The organism is Paenibacillus sp. FSL H7-0942 (assembly GCF_045040715.1).
GTDB classification, from domain to species: Bacteria; Bacillota; Bacilli; order Paenibacillales; family Paenibacillaceae; genus Paenibacillus; species Paenibacillus amylolyticus.
In genome coordinates, this window is sequence record NZ_CP150279.1 from 6,917,570 (window position 1) to 6,941,267 (window position 23,698).

Below are 23,698 nucleotides of genomic sequence, written 5' to 3' on the forward strand. Positions count from 1 at the left end.
ATTTGTCGATTTAACCCCATAATATGATCAAAAGCGTCTCCTTCCAGTCCGCGTCGTTGATCAGCATAGAGACCACCCCAACGATGGAGTGGCCTTCATGTCCTCATCTCAAATGTATACATCCTCGATACTCGTTGGATTCGTCAGAATTTATCGATCTGCGTAATTCCTCAAGCCACATGTCCATGAGCACCTTATTTCGGGGACAAGAAAAATCGCGTCCTCTAAGGAGAGAACGCGAAATAAAGCAGATTAATTTTGTGTTTCAGCATCGTCAATTAAAGCTTTCGGGCCACCACCGCTAACCTACCGTTTTCGGTCGAATACTCGCATGTGGACAGCACAATAAGCTTGTCACCATACTGTGCTGTTACGCCTGTGTCATAAAGAGAGCGTTGTTTGATATTCTGAACATATGAATCGAACTCGGCGGGCGTATTTACATTCTCAATCTGGTAGTATTTAAACACGTCGTCCGATTTGCGATAAACTTTTGACAGAATAACGGCAACAATTTCATACTCTTCCTTTTCATAAAGCGTGCTGAACTGGAACGTCGCATGTTCTTGATAAAAGCTTTCGTTCTTGTACTTCATTAAATCTTTAAACATCCAACCACTTTTCATGTGATGACCATGAATCAGCAAAATGTCCGAATGGTTGGTCGTACTAGACTCGTCCAAAAAAGGAAGACCGCCTTGGTTTTCATTTTTATCAAAATCATGATTGAGATAGTACTCCGAATCCTGTGGGCTCTGCATGACTGGGTACTCAATTCGGGTACCGTCAATCTTCAGCCAGCCGACGATGTCTGAGTTCCTCTCGTAAAGATCTCGAAATTCGGGAAGCATAACCGGCTCATTGCCTTTATTGAACAAAAGGGAGGGGATTGCATCCCCTCCACCTTGTTCTGATCCTTCTTTCCAAACCTTTGTTAACTCTTCGATTTTCTGCTTCTCGGCATAATCTCGCAAGAAAGTCCTCGCAAGACTGACAAGTGAAAATACCAACACAAGCAAGGAAACAGCGATAAGAATTTTTTTAGTTTTGCTCATTTTCTTACCGCCTTCCCTTCCATTACTGGATGTGCTTTTTCTTCTTGTACCCGAGCAGACAGAACCCGATCGTCATTAAGGACATCAGCGCCAAAACCATATACAAGAATGGCGATACGCTGTTATCTCCAGTTTTCGGAGCATCGTCCAACTCGTTGCTATCGTTCTTAAGCTGATCGTTACCATTGCTTGGTTCAGGCGTTACGATGCCTGGGTCAGGCGTTACAGTGCCCGGTTCAGGCGTTACCGTGCCCGGTTCAGGCGTTACCGTGCCCGGTTCAGGCGTTACCGTGCCCGGTTCAGGCGTTACCGTGCCCGGATCTGGCGTTACGGTGCCCGGATCTGGCGTTACCGTGCCCGGATCTGGCGTTATGGTGCCCGGATCTGGCGTTACGGTGCCCGGATCTGGCGTTACCGTGCCTGGACCTGGCGTTACGGTACCTGGACCAGGTGTTACGGTACCTGGACCAGGTGTTACGGTGCCGCCTCCGTTGTTACCATTGCCGCCGGTGCCGCCACCAGAACTAATCGGCTTCATTGGCACATCGTACCTGACAATATCAAAATCGACTGAAATCGTACCACTTGTGTGCGTTTCGTATCCGTCCTTCGTTACGATCAGATAGTAATCCGCTTCAGGAAACACCATGTACGCATAGAAGCCATCTGCATCACTATTCTGCTCCGGGCTCTCATTGTCGTACGGTGGGAAATTTGGAACCTTTGGAAGCGTTACTTTCGTACCCGGAATGCGGCCGTTATCTCTATTCCGCTGCGTATCCGCATAATACAGTGTAACTTTGGCTCCATCAATTTTCTTGCCAGTGACGGCATCTCCTGTCGTTTCATCATAGACCGTACCGTAAGGGTCGACTAACTCCTCTGAAATATTCAGCTCTCCGTTAGCTTTAACGTCAAGTTGCGCTACTTTGAGGAGCAATTCCTCGCCTGTCTCAGCTTGATAGCGAACTTCCATTGTGTACTTCTGCTCGCTTAGCCCTTCCACAGAGAAAGTTCCATTCGTAGCCATAGGGAATGCTTTAGGTTGGCCGTTTTCCTTAACATAATTGCCATCCTTGTCTTTCAAATAGATATGCATCTGGCTAGTCAACAAATCATTGAATAGCACTGTTGTTCCATCCAGTTGTTTGAACAGAATGATCCCCACGGCCGTAATGTCCGCTGGAACAGTCTCGTCCGTTACACTGCTGTTCACTTTTGCTTTCTGCGTAAATTCAACAGGTACATCCTTACCGCCTACCCGATACAATTTCGTATATCTGATCGTATAATCGGTATCCGCTACGGCTGGAATTGAATATTCACCCTTCTCGTTCGTCTGCGTCTGAATCTCTTCGCCTGTCTTCAGATCAGTTACCGTAATCGGTGCATTCGGAATGACTTCTCCTGTGTTATTGTTACGCAACACGCCTTCCAGATACGGTCGGGTATTGGCAAAATGTGCTTCAGATAATTTTTTCTCTGGAATAGTGCCCATGTGAATGAGACTCTCTGGATCAGTCACATAGCCATCTTCCGTATAATCATCTTGGGTCACTTTATACTGAAGATTGGTTGGAAGCCCTTGGACAATGAGCGTCTGTCCATCTGTAAGCTCAAAGCTCTCACCGCTCTTGATCATACCCTTACTGCCGTCTGATTTCTCATAGACGTAGGATTCGTCCGATCCCTCGCCGGTGAAGGCAACCGTGTACTTAAACAGCTTCTTCTTGTCTTCATCTTTGCCTTTAACTGTGTTGCTGATTAATAGGCCGCCCTTCAAGACTCGCACGTTCGTGAACGGGGCATCTTCATCAATGCCTTTCATGACTCCGGTATAGTACCGTTCCTCAGGAGTAGTCATGTATTCATCGGTTGTGTAATCTTGTTGGGTAACTGTATATTTCAGATTCTTAGGCAGGGCTAAAATATCCAGTGTCTCTCCATCCTTGAGGCGGAAAGTACCGCCGGACTTGATCGAACCTGTGCTGCCGTCCGTCTTCAAGTAAGAGTAACTTTCCTCTTTGCCTGTATCCTCAAAGTTGACGGTGTACTCGAACTCCTTCGTTTTATCGCCGCCGTTGCCCATGACCGTATTGCTGATGGTCAGCTTGTTAACGGTCCGTTCATTGATGAAGTCCGCCTTGTGATCACCTTTATTCACGATTGAGCCAGACAGCTCCCTCGTACCCGGTGTCGTCGTATAACCGTCAACGGATGTATAATCAGCCTCGTTTACGGTATAGACCAGATCCGCAGGCAAGGCTGGGAACGTCACAGATTCCCCGTGCTTAAGGGTAATCTTGCCTCCGCTCTTGATCGTGCCGAACGTATCATCCGACTTCTTATAGGTATACTCTCTGTCCTTACCTTCGCCGGTGATGGTCACGGTGTACTCGAACTCTTTGTCCGGATCACTGCCGTTGCCTTCCACCTTATTGGTAATGGTCAGCTTGCCTTGGGCCGGTGTAGGCACGATCAGTGGATTATCAGAGGTTAATTTCACCCCGTCAACCCAAATGGGCTTCCCTGGCGTATTCCCTACATATACTTGGTATACTCTTGTAGTTGGCAGCCAAGTATTGGTGTCAATATAAGTTTCTTTCAGCTCATAATACCCTGGATCAGGGAATAGCAGATTAAGTTTCCCTCCGCTATCGGTTTTTCCTTTGGTGATTATAGTTCCGCCGTCTTTCTTATAGAGTGTAAACTCTACGTCTTTTAGCGGATTGCCATTGGGATCTACCTTTTTCAGAGGCAACAGAGCATTGGAACTTGAACTGCCAGCCACGTCCGAACTGTCCAGCGTACTTTCGCTTCTGGCACTGACAGATTTCAGATTGTCATCGCCCTCCAGTTTTACCTCGTTGCCCATTGTGTCTCCAGCTTTCGCTTTAGATGGATCAACTTCTGTTTGGTACACAAACTGGTAAAACTGATTAGGGTCGTCCAATTTAAATGTTAGAACCGTAGCGCCACCCGTGCCTGGTGTAGCTTCTACTTGAACTTCAGCATTCGGGTCGCTGAGGTCCAGTGCTGCGCCCTCTCGTTCAAGAGTGCCGCTTGCGGTCAATTTAGCAGGATAGACTGCCATACTAGGTGATGTCAGCACAAGCTTTCCGTTTTCTTCATAACGCAAATTCATGCCTGCACCCAGGGTATCCTGCAAATAAACACCCTGCTTCATGTTAAATGGCGGGGTATAGTTCACCGTCCATTCCAGCACTCCTGGAACTGGCTTAGTTACCGACTTTCCAAGGGTCTGAATAGGTACAATAACTTTGCGCTGTTCGGTGACAACCTTCTCCACTCCACCCCATGTCATATGAAGGTCGGCTTTGTTATACAGCACCTGTTTGTCCGTGCCGTTGATGGTGTATTCCTCTAAATACTTCTGCAGAGCATCATTGGAAGGTCTTGCCTTCACCAGAATGATATAAGGACTTTCCAACTTGGAGAAGGTGAAAGTACCCTCGTTTCCAATGTGTGAAAAATGGACTACATGAGAACTGGTACCTGGTTCAATTAGAGTTCTAGCATCGTTTCTAACACCATATTCTGTTCCTGCACCATTGTCCGAAAATCCTTTCCAAAGCTCAAAGTCCTTAGTTTCAGAGAAAGGAACGAATTCCCAGCCTTCGGGAAGTGTATCCACTAACTTAATATTACTAATGACTCGATTACCGCCATCCTTAGCCATTTCTTCTGTGTTATATCCAGGCATATTTACCCCTAAACGGAATGTGACCGTTTTGGTTGTCCTGTCATAGCCAGAAATTGTCCATGCTTCATTGTTATCATTTCTAATGTAACTGCTAACGTTATTCGGCGTCACATTGTCAAAAGTACCATCTACTTTTAATGGCCTCGAAGCAAAGAGCATATCCTTGTTCAACATATGCAGGTGTAGGTTGGCGCTGTTATCTGCTTTTTTTACGGTTTCGCCATCAATGAGCAAAGCCCGATTCGAAACAGTTTTCCCTGCGTTAATATCCTGTCTGAAGAGAATGTTCGGGTTGGTCTCAAGTGCACGGAAGCTGAAGGATGCCGCTTCTTCGGTGTATCCGGTCACCTTGATCAAATCCGCCACCACTTTACCGTCCACGGTTAATGGAATAGCTTTCATCGTCAATCCGGTTGCATTCGACTTCAGAGTTCCCGCTTTGTACTGCTTCCAAAGCTGCGCAGAAGTGATATTTGCTTTAATTTTCGCAATTGTCTCCGCACTCACCTCGCTGGTTTCATCTACAGCGTTGTCCAAGACGTTCAAGTCACCGCCATGCACAAGGACATCGTATACTACCGCGTTAGGTAAGGCATACTGTGGTGCTAGATTAACGGTCCACGTGATACTGCCCAGGTTATAATCCTCGGTTGATACTGCGCCTGTTTTTGTAAACGTGTGTGCGCCAATGCTGACGACTGCCTCATCTGTCACCGCAATAGGTCTTTTACCCGTCATTACATCGTTGTTCTGTATAACCCCTGGTGTATCCAAATTCCAGTTGGCACGAGGGTCAATTTGGAAGCTGGAACCACTTATCGCCTTGCTTTTAATCAACAATTCGACTTTTCCGTTAATATCCCCGAAGGAATACACGCCGTTTGAATCTGGTGTAATTGGCGTTTCTTCAGATACAGCGCCATCTACCCATGTCTGCCATGCAGCCGATTCAAATTCCAGCCCAGCCGGTAATACATTTGTGATGGTAAAGTCCTTTAACTCTTTTTTATTATATTGGTTAACCGCGATCTTCCATGTAATGGTTTCATTCGCATGGTCATACGAAGCGCTGGCTTGAATCCAGTCGGGAGCAAAAGAAATCTCCTGACCTGCCTGTACCAACATGTTGTTGTCCTGTCTCAGTTCCACTTTGCCATTCATGTCCCGGTAGCTGCGACCAAGATTGTTTGGCGGATTCCGATGTTCGTAATAATAAGCTTCCTTTGGAATCCATGTTTTATATTCAACCTTTGGATCTAGACCTGTTCCCTGCGGAAATATGTAAGTCAGCGATCCGTCGCCCCCAATGACTGGCGTTACATTTTGGCCGTTTACTTTGAATGAACCCTCCTTATAGATACCACGGACATTTCCAAAACCCGTATTATAAGTGGCTGGATTCGTATAGAATGTCTTCCCGTCTAACGGCAATTTGACTGTTTTATCAAACTGATCGAATGCAGAGACGTTTGACTCCCAAGTAATTGCACCTTCAACCAATTGCGCTGGCTGAATCCCGCGGTAACCATACTGATCCCACCTGATCATTCCAGGCGAGCTTAAAGTAATGTTATACTCTGCTGTAACATCTGGGTTCTCTAGCTGATATGCACCACCAAAGATGTTGATCGGCTTTTTATCGCCATACGCTAGTCCCGTTATATCTGCATTGGCAGTAGATTCAAAGCTGAAGGCAATACCTCGTCCAACACCATTGAAAAAATTATCTTCACCGTTAAATACAATCTTGATGCTATTTGGAGTGAAATAGGCGGTACCCAGCTGTTTTGTACCTGATTCCGTCTGTGCATTCAAGGTTTTAGTAGCTGTTGGCAGCACCACTTCCTTGAAGTAATCTTCTCTTTTCAGCTCGATCCAGTCACCCTTTTGGATGTATTTCTCAGGATCTGCATTAGTGGGATTTGGGTCATCACCATTCACTGGTACCTTGAGACCTTCCGATTTGAGCGTAAAGGGCTGTCTACCCTGAATAATACCGTTTGGATTAATAACAGCATTCCCCTGTGTCACTTCCAGCGGAAAGGTTGAATTAGATTCCATAAATACCGCTGTTTTGTCCATTGGGACTGCCGCCATCGCTACGAAATTATTCGGTTTGTCGTTCACTGCCTCAGGTTCCGAAAGCGGTTCGTCGTTCACTGCCTCAGGTACCGAAAGTGGTTCGTCGTTCACTGCCTCAGGTACCGAAAGTGGTTCGTCGGCACTCGGTGAGTCAGATTCAATGACGGCTTCCATTCCGGAATCGGTTGGCACACTCTCCGCATATGCGGCGGTGGAGTATATCACTGTCTGCAAGACGAGCAACATTGCCAGAAATAAAGACAATAACGGTTTACCTATATTGCGTTTTTGTTTCAAACGAAAATCTCCTCCACTTCTAAAATTTTTGCAGCAACCAGAAACTTTTTCCCTTTCCTTTGGCCATTCCATCCTTACAACAGAAACTGATAAAATTCATCAAGTTCATATGGCTTGCCTTACCATTTTACTTTAGAGCCCTTACCAAATTCTGAACACTAAACGGTAACCAAACCATAGAGCCAATTCAGACATAGATTTCTCCATAGAATCGTGGATTTTAAGCATAAAAAAAACATCCTAAATTGGGGTATGGCATTCTCCTGGATAAACCCTTTTCACCAATTAAAGAACTACTTGATGAGAGGGTTTATCCGTAGAGGAATGCTCATTCGCCCGATAGGATGTGTTTCTCTGTTTTAATATAAAGTTTGAATAAGTTCTACATTATGAAGCTTTTGCTGCAACAACCTTTTCAATCAATGCTTTTGCATCGTTAGTTGTAAGACCATGTTTAGGTTGAAGTGATTTTTGATCTGTTCCAGCAAAAATACCTTTGTCAATCAGTTTTGCCATAGGTTTAATTGCATAGGCAGACACGGATTTACCATCTTCGAAACTAGCAATAATTGTAGCAGCGTCTTTATCAGTCGCTTGATCTTTTACCAATTTAGCAAGAATGGTAGCAGCTTCTTCACGCGTGATATCCCGATCAGGATAGAAGTTTCCACCATAACCTTGAATGAATCCAGCATGCATAGCTTCAGCAATCGCATCTGCATATGCAGTATTAGCCGCAACATCCTTGAATGCAGGTGCTGTAGCTACTTCGTTAAGTTTCAACATGTCGACCAGAGCACTTACAAATTCAGCACGAGAAATGACTTCTGTTGTTACAGGTGTTTCTGTTGGCTCGGTAGATGCAGCCAGGTTTGTGATACGTCCTTCATTTTTAGCTACGATGCTACCACCTTTATACGTGTCTACGATGTATTGGTAGAATACATCCAGATCGATAGGACCTGCCAGGGATGATTTAGCATCCAATAGCACTTTATAGTTATCTCCACCTGCAGCCATAAAGTTGTTAACTACAGCCGTATATGTTTTTGCAGGATCAATCGTTGTTCCATCTTCCAGACTGAGACCTGTAACGCGTTCTGCGACCGGCTTATTGAAATCTGCAGTGTATTTCAAACCAGAGATTTGGAGTGTTTTGGTATTAGGTGTACCGTCAGCATTGGTACCCCATTGCTGCTGCAACAAGGTTTTAACCTGTTCGCCAGTCAGCTCAAGTTTTACTAGAGTATTACCAAACGGTTGGATTTTGGCAAGATCAGCAAAGGTCACATCGCCTTGTGGCAGATCCGCACGAATACCGCCTGGATTCATAAATGCAAAGTCAGCAGCACTTGCCTCATCCCCAAAGTCTGCTTCACGCATTGAATCTGCAATGAGGTTGCCTAGAGGGGCTTCGTTATTATAAGCATCTGTACGGGTAACAGAACCGTCCGTTGTACCTACTGGCTTCGTCAGCTCAGGATGCTTGTCTAATGATTTTTTAATAATAGCTAAAGAATCAGGGTCTTCTTTTACACCCTCTTGGAAAGTCGTTGTAACAGTCGCTGATTTTTCAGTTACATCCCCGGTAGCAGGGTCAATCATCAGCTTGATATCTTCAAACGCCGTACCATAGGAATAAGCTTGAACGATCAACTTTCCATTCACTTCACCGTTAGCCAAAGCATGATTGTCACCTGCAACGATAACGTCAACAGGGGAGTTCGCTGGTAAAGCTTTTGCCAGATCAGCTGCTTCTCCAGTGGTTACGCCTTCTTTGGTTGTTGCTGGATCATGTGCCAAAACAATGATCGTTTCTACACCTTGTTCTTGCAATTCTTTAGCATATTTATTAACGGCTTCCACTTCTTCTTCTGCGCTTAAGAAACGTACGCCAGCTGTCCCAGATGGAGATACTTTGGCAGGTGTTGATTTCGTCACTAGTCCGATAAATCCAATTTTGACTCCGCCCACTTCTTTAATCACATACGGCTTAATCAATGTTTTTCCTGTGGCAGTTTCAATCACGTTTGCATTGACGTAATCAAATTTTGCACCGGCATGCGTTACCTTACCTTCTTTTGGATCAAGGCCACCAAAGATCTGTGCCTTTAAAGCAGCGACACCTTGGTCGAATTCGTGATTCCCTAAGGACCCTACATCGAAGCCCATCATATTCATCCATTCCATGGTAGGCTCGTCACGATCCAAAGATGAGGCTGGAGCAGATGCACCAACAGAGTCTCCATTATGGAAGAGTAGGGAGTGTTCATATTTGGCTTGAGCTTCTTTGAGATAGGTTGCTAGAATTGGAGCCGTTCCTGCCTTCTTATCACCCACGATTGATGTGGTATCTAACTGACCGTGGAAATCATTGATTCCAATCAAGTGTACTTCTACATCGTTACCTGCGGCAGAGACAGCACCTGCTGCGCCCAATAGTTGCGTGAGTAATAGTGCAGCGGTAGCTACACGCAGTGTGCTTTTACCCAAAACTTTTTTCCAAAACATGAATGAAAAAACCCCTCTCCAATTTTAGATCCTGAGATATTTTACCATAGTTCAATTCATAAAAATCATTAAATATATAAAATGGATGTAAAAAAGTTGGGAGATTGATAGAGGAGATGAATACCTATGTCTCGAGCTGCACCAAAATTAGTGTTTAGCTTCAATTTATTCAAGCGAATAATAGGTTTTTTTCTAGCTCAGGAGACGAGAAGTTATAACGCATTGGTTGTAAGTAATAGATTCAAAATTTCATATAGAAAAATATGGCTTTTATATTTTTTGTTGCTATAATGGAAAATAAAGTATGTATTTTCACTTGATGATATAACTCCTCTACTAAAAAACACTTAGCTTCCATCTCCTAAAACACACACATCCCATTACATAATATGTATCAAAGATTTTCACACTTCTATTAAAGGAGGTGACCGTTGGGAGCATTTTAGATCTTAGTTCCCGTTTTACACCAGATGGGGACGTGTTACCTCACCGCTCCTGACTGAATACAACGCAGAAACATGCAATAGCTGTAAGGATTTGTTGTTCTATGCATTTAACTTTAACCATTATAAGAAAAATAGGAGCGTGTCCAATGAACAAACGACTTTTTCCCAGATCTTTTCGAGTTCTTATGGCTTGCTTGTTGATTCTTGCATTTGCCGTACCAGCAACAGCTTCTGCTGGCTATCTTGGAGATAAACTCACGATCGGCCAAAGCATGGCAAAGGGTGACTATCTCACCTCCCAAGATGGCAGGTTCTCAGCCATCTGGCAAAATGACGGGAACTTTGTTATCTATCAAAACGGTTCTTCTCTCTGGAGTAGCGGAACTAGTAACAGTGGGGCTCTTTCGTTCAATTTTGAATCACAGTACGGGAAACCTGTCATGTATAAATATGGCATGAAATATCAAGACGTTTACCAATATGGTTATCGTTATGGTTTCAACCCGGCTACAGGTAAATTCGAATATTACACCGGTTGGGGATGGGATAAAGTTTTGATGATCGATACTTCTGTACAGGTAGCTGCTTGGTCTCCCAATACCACCTCATGGATTCCAGGTCATCACGGGAGCAGCTTACCGGCTAACACAACAGGTGATACACTGGTCATGCAAAGTGATGGGAATTTAGTTCTCTATAACACAACCCTGACCAATAGCAATTATCCGAACAGTTGGATTCCTGTCTGGGCTTCCAATACGGGCGGGCATTAAAATTAGATGGAGAGCCGCATGCTGTGTGGCTCTTTTTTTGTTTATCAGGAAGATATCATTGATATTGTTCATATTGCTGTTGAATAGACAGCGAAGGCTGTAATCCAAGTTCATGAAGCAGTAATTGCGTATATTGCTCATAGTGGTTATGTAGTGATTTTCGATCTCCCATGGCTCCCAATATACTTAATAACAGCAATGTTGACTCTTCCTCAAACTCATTGCGGGATACAATTCTTCTGGCAATGCGGGCTGCTTCATTATATTGATTCCGTTCCAGCAACCAGCTTGCAAGACGCTTGGCATAGGAAACGTACAAAGTTAACAATCTCTCACGTTCCCCTGTCGCCCAATCAAAAGATTTACCCTCAAACAACTCGCCTAAGAACTGTTTCTCTAACGCTATGGCCGCTTTTTCATTAGTTATATTGAATTCGAATAACTCCAACATGGTCTGTTCGAATCGAATAAAATCAACATCGGCTTGATCTAAATCTACCCGATATTGCTCTTGCGCTGATAGGATCATCTCCTTGAACCCATGCTCGGATAACACCTTTCTAAGCTGATAGACAATCGTATTCAAGTACACTTCCGCCTGCTTGAGAGGCCTCCCTGGGAAGAGATCCTCCAGGATTCGGGATTTGGCTACACTTCGACCCTGATGAACAAGCAGATAGGCAAATAGCTCCATGCTTTTTTTGGATTTCCATTTTACTGCACCCGCTTGTTTGCTGCTAGCCTCGAAGCAACTCAGTCCATAAACCGTCAGCCGATTAGGCGCAATGTCGTCAGCAAGATTAGAAGAAGATCTGCGTCTGCTGGCCGCCCTAGTGAGCGTCTGAGCCAGTCGCATTCTGGAAATCGGCTTAACCATGTAGTCCAACGGATAAACATCGTAAGCGTGAATCGCATATTCTGCATGCGAAGTGGTAAACACAATGTCAAGATCATTACAAACTGAGATCAAGCTGCGTGCAAGCTCTAATCCATTGTCCGTAGCAATCTGGATGTCCAGGAATGCGAGATCCACTTCCCTGTTCTTAACGAAATCGAGTGCCTCTGCCGCATTCTGAAAGCTTCCGACAATCTCCACATCTTGCATACTCGACAGCATCCGCTTCATTGCCAACAGCATGGCAGGCTCATCATCAACGATGAGTACTTTCATCTCTCTGTTCCGCCTCTCAAAGTGAAGTGAAATACGCTTCCTTGTTGCACCGTGCTTTCTGCCCACATATCTCCACCACTTAGTTGTACGAACTGTCGACTTACGAGCAGTCCAAGCCCTGCCCCTTTTTCACCTAATGTACCCGCCATGGAGTTGAGTTGCTTCTCGTTAAATAGCTGACGAACTCGCCCCTCTTCCATACCTACTCCGTTATCACGAACGGACACGATCACCATGTCTCCTGACAACTGAGCGTACACTTCGATTAAACCACCCAATTCGGAAAATTTGATGGCGTTGGTTAATAAGTTACGAATAATTAAACCAACTGTTTCCCGGTCTGCATATACATGGGTGCCTATAGCAATCTTATTCATCACGCTGATATGTTTACTCTCACTTTTAATGTGTAACATATGACAACAGTCCTCAACAACCTCCGAAAGCTCCAGTAACTCTGGACGAAGTGTCATGTCTTCAACCTGACTGCGAAACCACTCCAACAAGTTATTAGCCATTCCAAGTGTATTACGAATCTGGTCACCCAGCTGCTCAATGATCTCCTGATGATCCGCAGCGAAGGATTGCCTGTCCGCCTCCAGTAACTCCACGAGTTGAAACTGCAGCGCTAGCGGACTGCGAATATCATGCGATATAATTGTAAACAGTTGATCCTTCAACTGGTTCAACTGTGCCATCTGCTCCAGATGCCGTTGTTTCTCTGTAATATCAAAAATAAGAGAAATATTACCCTGTGCCTTGCCCAGTGTATATAATGGATATACGTTTACACTGTATATTTTTCTTTCTCCATCCAGCCACTTATCAATCTCTACCCTGCCCGGTTGCATAGACTTGCTCAGCTTATACCATTCTGGCCAGGACGCTAGGATTTCCGATATATTCCGACCCGAAATATGGGTATAGCCCAACTCTGAGAACCATTGTGAAGCTCGATTGTTGCTATCGATGACCTTTCCCGAACCATTCACAATCACAATACTCTCCTGCAACGTATCAAGCACAATATTCCTGGCAATCGGAACGGTAGAGAAGAACTTAATCCTCAGAATAATCACCAGCATAATTGTCCCTGTAGATCCGCAGTAAACTGTTAATGGAAGTAACCATGATGACCACTCGGGCTTCACAAATTTGATAATCTCCAGGACAAACGGTAATGTAGCCAGAAGGAGAACCCACATTCCCGGCTTACGATAATCACTCCTAATATTCCTTACATACTGAAATAAATAGTAGAGGCATATAACCACTGCACTATAGCAAATGAGGCTGAATGCTCTGGAATAGAGGGTTTTTGTTGTGACTAGGTGGCCATTATAAAGCTCAATCGTTAGATATATAATATGAAGGTTTGGGTCAAGCCACATAAGCAACGACCACGATACAAATACGGCAAACAATAGGACCTTCCATCGGGTCTTCAGCAGCTTGTCTCGACCGACTAAGTGATAAACGAATAAGATCAAGAAAGGGACCATTACATTTTGGGTCGTATTCTGAATATTGCGAAAAATTAATTTAGTCATAAATACATCGCTATGTCTCTCCAGAATGATACTGCTTGAGTACATCATTCGGCATACGATCAAACCTACGAGGTAGATTACTCCGCGCTCTCGTCTAAACCCGTACACAGTGAGTAAGATGATACCCGTCATGATCAATGAAACAATCATCAGGATAAGTTCTACAGTGGAATTCATACATCAGGTCCCTTTATATTTAAATTAAGAAAATAGACACCTTATGCCTTTTCTATCCATAATAGTAGAGGGAATTATGGATTACAAGCATATCTCCTATCAGGCTTCAACAAAAACTGACCCCTGTTGTCATCTAATGACATCAGGGGTCAGTCCTTTATTGCTTAATGTATAGATTTCCAAAGTCGCAAGAGTACAACTGCTGCTTCAGCTCTTGTTGTTCGTCCCTCCGGAACAAATCGATTACCCGCTTGCCCTTTCAGAAGTCCGTGCTCCTGAGCAGCTTCGACATATGCCTTGGCCCATGTTGGAATGCTTGTATTATCAGAGAAATAAGAGTTAGCCGTACGATCAGCATTCCACTTCATGGCCTTGGAGACCATCGTAGCCATCTCTGCACGGCTTACCGTTTTCTTCGGCCGTAATGTTCCATCGGGATATCCTTGCATAATTCCCTCGGCTACGGCTGTCTGGATCGTCAGGTGTGCCCATGCCGGGATGCTCTCTGCATCGCTGAAAGACACCTCACTTGATTCGTTACGTATCGGGATCTGAATTGTCCGCATCAGCATAACGGCGAACTCCGTTCTTGTTACGTTGCCTCTTGGTACAAAGGTGTAGGCATCTATCCCCTCCACAATACCCAATTCTGCTGCCTCGCAAATTTCGGATGTTGCCCAGTGATTCTCGATATCCGTGAGCCGGCATACCGGAGCTGATGACGCATTATCCTCATCATCGGTAATACGGGTAACCGTTACGGTATACGTGTTGATCGTTCCATCCTCGGCTTGAACCGTAAGTGTCAGCACATTGGCACCCATCGCCAAAGGAACGGTCGCCATCTCACTTATGCGTTCTCCCCTTAGCTTAACAACCGCCTTGGAATGGACTGAAGTTACTTCCAACTCCACCTGCTCAGCATCTGTCTCTACTGTATAATCCATAGTCCTGGATGTAAAATTAGGAGATAATTCCAAAGCCTTTCCGGAATTATAAACATTTATTTTAGCTAAAGCTGCCTGGTTAGATGGAGATGAGGTTACTGCAGGCGGAGCAGACGAATTACCCCCTTGATCTATTGGATTCGGTGCTGGTACCGGCATTGTGTTATCCAGTAGAAAAGGATTGGAAATCGCATCCTTAACATTCCCTACGTTGTCTGTTGCGCGAATGTGTAAGTACCAGTTGCCATTTCCGCTAGTCTGACTCAAGTTATCACTGTTGCTGAAGGGCAACCAGCCACCTGTCGGAACGACGGTACTTTGCGTCCACACATATTGCAGTGAAGCAGTATCTATTCCGCTTTGTATGTCGCTGACCTTCACTTGGCTTACTGCGGTTTTCGCCGCGGCAACACGACCATTCGTACCGAACTGCACTTCTGGAGACGTTGAATCGATTGCTACAGTAATGGTATACGTTTGACCCGGAAGCAAATAGGGCTTCACGTGAACAGGAATGACCGTATCCGTGGTTGCTCCCGAGATATCTATCGTCTTGGTGTTGCCGTCCGGCAGCAGCTCATTGTTTACGTACATAACTGTCTGGTCCGTGCTTGCCATTGTCGGCGTTACATCTACACTGGACAGCGATTGACCGTCGTAATAATACGTGTAGTCCATGACTGCAGGATCAAAGGATTCCGTGAAATTCCCTTCCTCTAGCTTAAGATCTCTCAGATTGGCATTCCCAGGTACATTCATTTGTCCATCCTGATTATATCCCCAAGTAACTAGGGTACCATCTGACTTTAAGGCAAGCGAATGTAAATGACCTGCAGCGACCGCCACTACTCCTTCTAAGTCGGTTGGTACATCGGTTTCACCACTAATATTTTCCCCCCAGGCGACCACCGTGCCATCTGACTTTAGCGCTAGTGAATGAGCTTCTCCTGCAGCGATCGCCACTACTCCTTCTAAGCCTACGGGCACATTGGTTTGACCACCATTATTACCTCCCCAGGCAACCACCGTGCCATCTGACTTTAGCGCTAGTGAGTGAGATGCTCCTGCAGCAACCGCCACTACTCCGTCTAGGCCTACAGGCACATTAGTTTGACCAACATTATCGCCTCCCAAGGCGACCACCGTGCCATCTGACTTCAGTGCAAGCGAATGGAGGTTACCAGCAGCAATCGCCACTACTCCGTCTACAACCACGGGTACATTGGTTTGACCGTTGGCATTGTTCCCCCAGCCGATCAACGTGTTGTCTGACTTCAGTGCAAGTGAATGGTTGCTTCCTGTGGCGATAGCCACCACATCATTCAAGCCCGCTGGCACGTTTAGTTGACCAACGCTATTGTTACCCCAGCCGACAACAGTACCGTCCGATTTCAATGCAAGTGTATGGAAATACCCAACATCGATTGCTACAACTTCACTTAAACCTAAGGGAACGTTTAGTTGACCAAAGTCGTTTCTCCCCCAGGCCACCAACGTCCCATCTGACTTTAACGCCATTGAAGCAAGACCGCCTGCGTCTATTTTCTCTACTTTAACAGGTGAAGCAGGACCTGCAGCATAAGCCGATCGAACATCAAATGGAACGATTGTGCTGAACAACAATACGAAGCATATAACAAGATAATCCATCTTTCTCCAATTAAACGATAACAATATGTATTCTCTCCTTCATCCCTTTGATTCAGGCAACGCCAGAGCATACTTTTTGATCAGATCCGAAAGTCATCACCTTCTATGGATATTAACAGAGCGCTATGAAAGAATAATGAAAGAAAGTAGGATGATGGAACCAACTCGCTATATTTGTGATAAGGTTCAGCTTTAATTTTACATACTGCAAGGTGTGCTGATAGACTCACCACTTAACAAAAAGAGGTCAACCAGTAAAAATGGCTGACCTCTATACATAAATATCGTATGGACTATTCCGCTCTCTATATTTCGGGGAAATAAAATATCTCTAGAGAGTCTATTACTTTGCCGTCTGAGCCTTCTTCAATTTATCAGCAACGGCTTGAGTGTTGGATTGAATAGCTGCAGTTGCTTTGTCTAATGTTTTCTTCCCGTTTACTACCTATGTCAATCCTTTCAATACAATTGATCGAAATCTCAATTCAAAATTTGGTGACTTGTTCATAAGAACATAACTTGTTATCGATGAATCCAGATTAGGTTTTAATTTATAGAATGCATCCAACTTGTACCCTAAGTACTCCTTAATCATGCGAGATAGAGGCGCACCGATACTATTGTTCGAGTTCTTGGGTTTATAGTATTCATTAGCGTAGTCATCTCCATTGAAATATTTGATGAAATCCCAAGCTGCATCAACATGAGATGCGTCTGCTGGAATCGCAAATATCTCATTAACATACACGTTCCCTGTTGACTTTCCGTCCTTAGCGGCAGGGCCGGAAGCAATACCAAGCGTGAAAGGTTTATAATTCTTCATACCTTTTTTGGCTGCTTGCAGGAAGAAAATTTATGAGCAAAAAAACAACGGTCAAAGCGAGCCCTTGTAGAATTCACCAGACAGACCTAGTACGTTTCACATCAGCTTTAAAAAAACCTGAGGGACCTAGTTAGGTCCCTCAGGTTAGTTTGAGATAAATTGCTTATACTTTTAAGCTTGAGTGTATTGATAGAGCGAGATTACCACAGATCTTCCGGGATGTACTTGATCATCGTTTCGGAGCCATCTTCATTGATCTTATACGTATGGGTTCTTGTGGCTTCCTCGACATGTCCATATGACCATTTGTCCAAACGGTTGTCCGGATATGAAGGTTCTGCTCCAGTCAGAGGACCTCTATACAGCATCCCATTAATCATCTTAACGGCTTCCTCTCGGGTAATCTGACTTCCAGGTTGGAAAGAAGCATCCTTATACCCTGATACGATACCAAAACGGAAAACTTCATCGATAGACTGCTCTGCCCAGTTCCCCTCAATATCTGTAAACGAGCTAATTCTCAAGATAGGGTCCATCTTCAGCTCTTTGGCAACGCCGAGATAACGCGCAATGGCTGTCGCCAGCTCTGCTCTTGTAATGGGCTGATCCGGTCTGAATGTATGATCCGCATAGCCTTTGAATATCCCTTTATTTGCAACAGCTTCGATATAATTGGCACCCCAGTAATCCGTAGCGACATCGCTGTACAGCTTGATTTGTCGAACCTCATCTTGCAAATGAAGTGTACGGGCAAAAATAGCTGCAATCTCTGCACGAGTGATGAGCTTTTCAGGTTTCACATTACCGTCTGGGTACCCCATAATATATCGATCATGTTTGTGCTCATAACGGTTAGAGTACAACATCACTTTAATCAAGGACGTATCGTCCTGCGTATTCACAAGCGTAAGCTTATGATCTGAGCCGATCACAGCCGTAACAGAAGCATAGTTCTCGCCCTCGGTCATTTCGTTAACCTTTAGTTTAAACGTCAGTTGGCCTCGTGTGTCTCCTGCCAGCTTCCCAACATTCCATTTTATTTCTTGGCCGGTAACGACGCCGCCGTTAGCATCAACTAAACTCATTCCGGCCGGGATCGTAGCTTTAACATACAAGCCATCAGCCTCAGTCAACGTTTTATTGGCGTAAATCACCGTGAAGGTTAGAATATCATCTTCTCTGCCCTTCATTTTGTCCACAAGGATAGCTGTGGCAAAGTCAATGGGCTTGGTCGTTATGGTCTTCGGTGGTGCAGGCTCAGTCGTTGTGACTGGTGGCGCTACAGGATCAGTCGTTACAACTGGAGATCCCCCTCCGTTGGATGACGGCAGTGGCGTCATGCTAAAGTCATACAGTACGATCTCCGTACCTACATGAATTAGTGGCTGCTTCGTATCGACAACTCTGCTGTCGAAATCCTTATATCCTGCCTTGGTCGCGGTTAAGTAGTAGTCCGTATGAGGAAATACCATGAACGCATACTGCCCAGTCGCATCACTCGTCTGCGGGTTCGCGTTATCCGCTGGCGGGAAGTTGCCCACCGGTGGCAAGTTGACCACCGTTCCGTTGCTGTAATGAAGCGTAACGATTGCACCGGATATTGGATGACCCGTCACGGAATCGGTAATTGTACCGTAGGGGTCAATGAGCACCTCACTAATGCTGATTTGTCCTTCTGAACTAATCTCAATATCAGCATGACCAACAACAACAGGTTGTGTTCCACCGCCCGGGAGCGGAATGTTATAGATGACATCGGCAGTGTAGATGCCCTTAAGTACACTGTCGATATTAAATATTCCATTAGAATCAATTTGGCCTGTATGAGTCCCATTGCCGTCATTGATCAACACCGTGTAACCGCCGCCCACAGTTCCGTTGAGTGCCAGGGAGCCACCCTGCGATGTTTCTACCAAGACAACACCAGAGACTGTTTTATTTCCCTCAAAGGATCGACCATCCACACTAGCATTTACTGGAACACTCTGATTAAACGTGACGGGTTTTTTCTGTCCACCAATCTCTACTTGCTTTGTAATGGATACATCGTATGTCACATTACCCTGCGGTATAGCTAGGGTGTATGCTCCATCGCCCGCTGTAACTGCAACAGCATGAAAATCAGTAATACCATCACCATCAAAATCTTTGCTCACTTTAATCAAAGCGCCTGCTACGGGGTGACCCGCTTGGTCTGTGACGATACCCGTAATAACACCAGGGGTGATCGTAATATGAATCGTATCACTCACGTAGAGATCTCTTGGGCTATCAGCAACCGTTGCCGTTAATGGAATAGATGTAGATTCCGTACCGCCAAGTATAGCCGCCGTGAAGGTTGTAGTTGCGATTCCGTGTGCGTCCGTCAAGACGCTTATCATATTCAAGTTCCCAGCAAAATGGCCGTATGTTGTATCCGGCACTTTAAATACGACTTGAACCCCTGCCTGAGGATGACCCTCTTTATCAGTCACCACCACCTTAAAGACGGATGTTGACGCGCCGTTACCAAGTATGGACGATGGGTTGGCCGTCAATGTCATTTCAAACTCGACAAGCTCAAAGTCTTGGATGACAACTCCATTCGTATTAACGTTGATCGTGGATACTGAGATTTCTCGATGAGCAAAGCTGTACTCATCGCTAACCACTTCTAGAATATATTTATTGATCACGACATTCTCAAAATTGTATTTACCATTTGAACCTGTCGTGAACCGCTCCTTCTCTTTACCTGCAAGGTCACGTAAAATGACTGTCGCCCCGGATACCGGATCTCCGGTTTTCTTATCCGTCACCGTTCCAACAATGCTCGGGTTGGTAATTGTGATCGTCACCGTAGCAATGTTGGACTGACCTGTTCCGTCAGAAGCTTGATATGTGAACGTCACACTTCCTGATGCTTCCTCTTTTGCCTCAAACGTGAATGAGCCATCCGAGCTGGCCGTCAGCGTACCCTTGCTTGCTTCGCTAACTGAACTAATATTCACTGCTGTGAGCGTATCATTCCCTACGCTAGTGTCGTTGAGTAAAATTCCTTTTTCTGCCGGGACGGTAAGTTTACCCCCTCTTGCAACCTGATAGCTGTCATTCTCGGCAACTGGCACCGCTCTGAATTTTGCATAATAGTCTCCGGCTGTCTGAACAGTAAAGGTGTATGACGCATCCGTGCTTACTGGAATACCTGTGCCTTCTTCGTTCTCATACCATCCCACGAATGAATAGCCCAGACTTGGGTTAGACGCAATTGTTGCCGATTCGCCAAGCCCATAAGCATCGTCACCATTAGTCGTGCCCCCGACATTTCCAATGACATGTGTATTGATTGGCAACGTAATTGTGATCGTCACCGTAGCTACACTCGAATAAACGGTTCCGTCAAAGGCTTGATAGGTAAACGTAACATTACCGGAAGCATTCTCCTCCGCAATGAACGTGAACGATCCGTCAGGGCTCACATTCAGCGTGCCCATGCTTGGATCACTGATTGAGCTGACATTCATCGCCGTAAGCGGATGATTCTCATCATCGGTATCGTTCGTGAGTATACCTGCCTCAACTGGAACAGTGAGTGTATCTCCACTCTTAATGCGATAGGTGTCATTCTCCGCAATAGGCTCATGCGTAGAAACTGGTAGAGTAATCGCAATCGTCACCGTAGCTACGTTTGACTGGGCGATGCCATTGTCTGCTTGGTAGGTAAACGTCACATTACCGGACGCTTCCTCATCTGCCACGAATGTGAATGATCCGTCAGGACTTACATTCAGAGTGCCCTTGCTCGGGTCGCTGACAGAGCTGATAGCCCCCGCCGTAAGTGGGCGTCCCTCCGCATCCGTATCGTTCATCAAGATGCCCTCTAGTGCCGAAACGGTGAGCTTATCTCCTCTTAAGACACTATACGTGTCATTCTCCGCGACTGGCAGCACAACATATTTAGCATAATAGCCTACATCCGTCTGAACGGTAAACGTATATGCTGCACTTGTACTTACTGGAGTACCAGTGCCTGCTTGGTTGTCGTACCATCCCACGAATGCATATCCTTGATCTGCGCTTGCCTTAATTGTTGCTGAGTCACCAATATTGTAGGTGTTATCCCCTTCAGTCGTGCCTCCAATGGCTTCGATGACATGCGTGGTGACTACAGCTGTTGTCACATCCGTTACATTGGTAGTTACTGTATTAGAGCCAAGATTAATCGCCGAAATTACAGCATTGTCGCTGATCACAGTTTGCGGTGTACCTGGAGCCGTTTTCGTGAAGCTCAGCACCTTACTGCTATTCGCGGGTACATCAATTCCCGTTTGTGTTTGGCCCTCACTGGTGACACTAAAACCTGTTTTTGTTGTATTCGTATAGTTATAGATTGTGACTGTGTAGTTTATAGATCCGTTGGTCTGAATCGTTGCGGGACCTGTCTTGTCAATCCCCATCTTCAGATCAAGCTTACCGTTGTTTCCAAGTTTCATCGTCGCTCTTCCATTATTCAGTGACTCCTCGGTTACATAGGTTGCACCAATTCCATCTGATTTGGAGATCGTCTGCTTACTCGTTAAAGCAAGATAGTAAGGGCTGTCCGTAGGCGGGAAGAAATAAGCCGCTGTTTTGGCCCCATCCATGGCATTACCTGAATTCAGGTAGCGAGATATGTTTCCTACATTATTGGGAGATACCCGAAAAGTAGGTTTTACTTTATAGTTGAGTGCAAATGAACCGTCTGTTGGTGCACTATATTCTCCCGACTTTGGGCTTGTCCGGTTCTTGAAGCGATAAATATGCCGTTGCATATCTTCTGCGTCGATATACCAAGTGAGACTGGTAACACCTGCGACTGTCTTAATGACGGCTTTACTTCCGTATCCAGCGAATTGATACGCTGTACCGCCATTTATCGTTGTAGTTGCATCCACCGTTGCGACAGCGTCAACGATTTTCAACGTGGACAGATCAACATTAAAGTCCTCGCTGATTTCGTCTGCAACAACAATTGCACTTGCTATATCGGCTGTCTCTGAGCCAAGATCGGTAGTCTCCGGTATATTGAGAAGCGGAAGTATGGTCGTAGTAGCTTCTACATCATTGGCCAACCCAGCAAAAGCTGAACTCACAATGTCATAGGTTGGAGCGAATGTGTAATAATTACTGTAAACAAAAGAGTCTGCGTAGTTAAAACCATTTGGCCCCTGAGCAGCATACGTTTTCAACTTGTCATAGGTATTCTTTGCCGTACCATAGTTATAACTACTGTCTTCCTTATGATCGTTGACTCTTTTCGGGTCAAGACCTGCCCATGCGTAGACTGGCTGGTTACCATTATACGGTCCGTTAATTGCCGTTGTGGAACCCAGTCCCACTGTATACACTTTGGCTTTAGTGGATTCTCCTCCATTGTATGCAGTGTACTGATTATCTAAAAGACCCTTCATATATGCGCCCGTGAGTATAGTCAGCGCAGCAATTTCCGGATCACCTGTATTGGCCAGACTGGTACCGGCAGTAGCTGGTACGTATTTGGTACCATCAGTGCCACTCTGATTGTAGTTTGCAATCGTTGTAGCTTCGGTTACCGCATTCTGAAAATCAGTTTCAAACGATTTGCCTTTGGGCGAAGTATACCATGCCTTCTTGGCATGAATTGCCGCCCCATCTGATAGAAGGAACAAGTAAGGCTGGCGCTTAGGTCCCGTGCCCTTAGTTCCCACACTGCTCATCGTCTTGGAGACACCATACATGATACCGTCCTGCGTTGGCGTACCTGCCCCTAGCGAGACTGCCGACTTCGTTCCAACGGCCGTACCATCCTTGACTAGATTGCTGTTCAATGTGATGTTTTGGTTCGATGTTGCATATTTCAAATAATCTTCCGTTCCATGTCCTGAACTAAATACGTAGTGTCCTAGTTCCATAAAAGTGCCAAGGTGGTTGGAGCTAGCCGATCCTCCAAACCAATAAACCGCAACGCGGTTATTGGGATTCGCATCCATGACTGTGCGGATTGCATCATTGGCTGCCTTGGCCATCGCTTCGACACGATAGTACACACCAGGTCCACCTGCTGTTTCTGCTATTTCTCTCCCATTTAGATTTCCCATAGACGAACTCATGTCCAAAATAAAGGTTACGTCCGCCGCAGGACCGTCAGCATTGCCGCTCCCCCCGACACCTGGATTGGTCGAATTTGCCGTCATATATTCTTGTGCTAACGCTGACAATTTGACATTAAAACTGCCATCACCCTCTGCTGTAACGCTCTTGTCAGTCCAAATACGTCCGTCTGATGCCGCTGTGCCAAAACCACTAGGTGGCGCATCTGTCACCGGGTCGGCAGTTAACTTGACTTGGTACTGGTCGTAGTTCGTCTCCGCCATAGTCGGAGCGATTGCCGCATTGGCCACTGAGCCGTCTAAAGGAGTAAGACCACTAAGCCCAAATATTAGACAGACCGTAAGCGCAATTGAAATAAATTTTCTAAAGCCATTGTTGTTCATA

At 45.4% G+C, this 23,698-nt stretch carries 9 protein-coding genes; 1 reads left to right on the forward strand and 8 read right to left on the reverse strand.

Features of this window, described 5'->3' with window-relative positions; genetic code table 11:
- Nucleotides 1-278 precede the first annotated feature (278 nt).
- The 3 genes from srtB to MHI48_RS30250 all read right to left on the reverse strand — a co-directional run bounded on the left by srtB (nt 279) and on the right by MHI48_RS30250 (nt 9,669).
- Nucleotides 279-1,055, reverse strand: coding sequence for a class B sortase (srtB, locus tag MHI48_RS30240; protein ID WP_405142635.1), 777 nt, complete (start codon nt 1,053-1,055; stop codon nt 279-281).
- 22 nt (nt 1,056-1,077) lie between these two features.
- Nucleotides 1,078-7,158 carry a carboxypeptidase regulatory-like domain-containing protein gene (locus MHI48_RS30245; RefSeq protein ID WP_405142638.1) on the reverse strand — a complete coding sequence of 2,027 codons (6,081 nt, stop codon included), beginning with the start codon at nt 7,156-7,158 and terminating at the stop codon, nt 1,078-1,080.
- A gap of 387 nt (nt 7,159-7,545) precedes the next feature.
- A complete protein-coding gene (locus MHI48_RS30250; RefSeq protein ID WP_405142640.1) occupies nt 7,546-9,669 on the reverse strand; it encodes a 5'-nucleotidase C-terminal domain-containing protein in 2,124 nt (707 codons plus the stop codon).
- A 592-nt stretch (nt 9,670-10,261) separates the two neighbouring features.
- On the opposite strand from MHI48_RS30250, the gene MHI48_RS30255 reads away from it, so the two are divergent.
- Nucleotides 10,262-10,888 (forward strand): hypothetical protein, encoded by a 627-nt coding sequence (locus MHI48_RS30255; RefSeq protein ID WP_076320161.1) that lies wholly within the window; start codon nt 10,262-10,264, stop codon nt 10,886-10,888.
- 55 nt (nt 10,889-10,943) lie between these two features.
- Here the strand turns inward: MHI48_RS30255 and MHI48_RS30260 are convergent, their stop codons facing one another.
- The 5 genes from MHI48_RS30260 to MHI48_RS30280 all read right to left on the reverse strand — a co-directional run bounded on the left by MHI48_RS30260 (nt 10,944) and on the right by MHI48_RS30280 (nt 23,697).
- The gene (locus tag MHI48_RS30260; protein ID WP_340027985.1) at nt 10,944-12,059 is read right to left on the reverse strand and encodes a response regulator; all 1,116 of its coding nucleotides are present in this window, start codon (nt 12,057-12,059) and stop codon (nt 10,944-10,946) included.
- On the reverse strand, nt 12,056-13,786 hold the full coding sequence (locus MHI48_RS30265) for an ATP-binding protein (protein WP_405142643.1): 1,731 nt from the start codon (nt 13,784-13,786) through the stop codon (nt 12,056-12,058). Before MHI48_RS30265 ends, MHI48_RS30260 begins: the two co-directional genes overlap by 4 nt.
- A gap of 164 nt (nt 13,787-13,950) precedes the next feature.
- The gene (locus MHI48_RS30270) at nt 13,951-16,353 is read right to left on the reverse strand and encodes an S-layer homology domain-containing protein (protein ID WP_340983824.1); all 2,403 of its coding nucleotides are present in this window, start codon (nt 16,351-16,353) and stop codon (nt 13,951-13,953) included.
- Between the two features lie 475 nt (nt 16,354-16,828).
- Complete coding sequence (locus MHI48_RS30275) at nt 16,829-17,206, reverse strand: extracellular solute-binding protein (protein WP_076320165.1); 378 nt, start codon at nt 17,204-17,206, stop codon at nt 16,829-16,831.
- Between the two features lie 200 nt (nt 17,207-17,406).
- The gene (locus MHI48_RS30280; RefSeq protein WP_405142645.1) at nt 17,407-23,697 is read right to left on the reverse strand and encodes an Ig-like domain-containing protein; all 6,291 of its coding nucleotides are present in this window, start codon (nt 23,695-23,697) and stop codon (nt 17,407-17,409) included.
- Nucleotide 23,698 lies beyond the last annotated feature (1 nt).

Bases quoted from the DNA above. Each gene is read 5' to 3' on its own strand.
- srtB (WP_405142635.1), bottom strand. From the start codon at position 1,055: ATGAGCAAAACTAAAAAAATTCTTATCGCTGTTTCCTTGCTTGTGTTG.
- MHI48_RS30250 (WP_405142640.1), bottom strand. From the start codon at position 9,669: ATGTTTTGGAAAAAAGTTTTGGGTAAAAGCACACTGCGTGTAGCTACC.
- MHI48_RS30255 (WP_076320161.1), top strand. From the start codon at position 10,262: ATGAACAAACGACTTTTTCCCAGATCTTTTCGAGTTCTTATGGCTTGC.
- MHI48_RS30260 (WP_340027985.1), bottom strand. From the start codon at position 12,059: ATGAAAGTACTCATCGTTGATGATGAGCCTGCCATGCTGTTGGCAATG.
- MHI48_RS30265 (WP_405142643.1), bottom strand. From the start codon at position 13,786: ATGAATTCCACTGTAGAACTTATCCTGATGATTGTTTCATTGATCATG.
- MHI48_RS30275 (WP_076320165.1), bottom strand. From the start codon at position 17,206: ATGAAGAATTATAAACCTTTCACGCTTGGTATTGCTTCCGGCCCTGCC.
- MHI48_RS30280 (WP_405142645.1), bottom strand. From the start codon at position 23,697: ATGAACAACAATGGCTTTAGAAAATTTATTTCAATTGCGCTTACGGTC.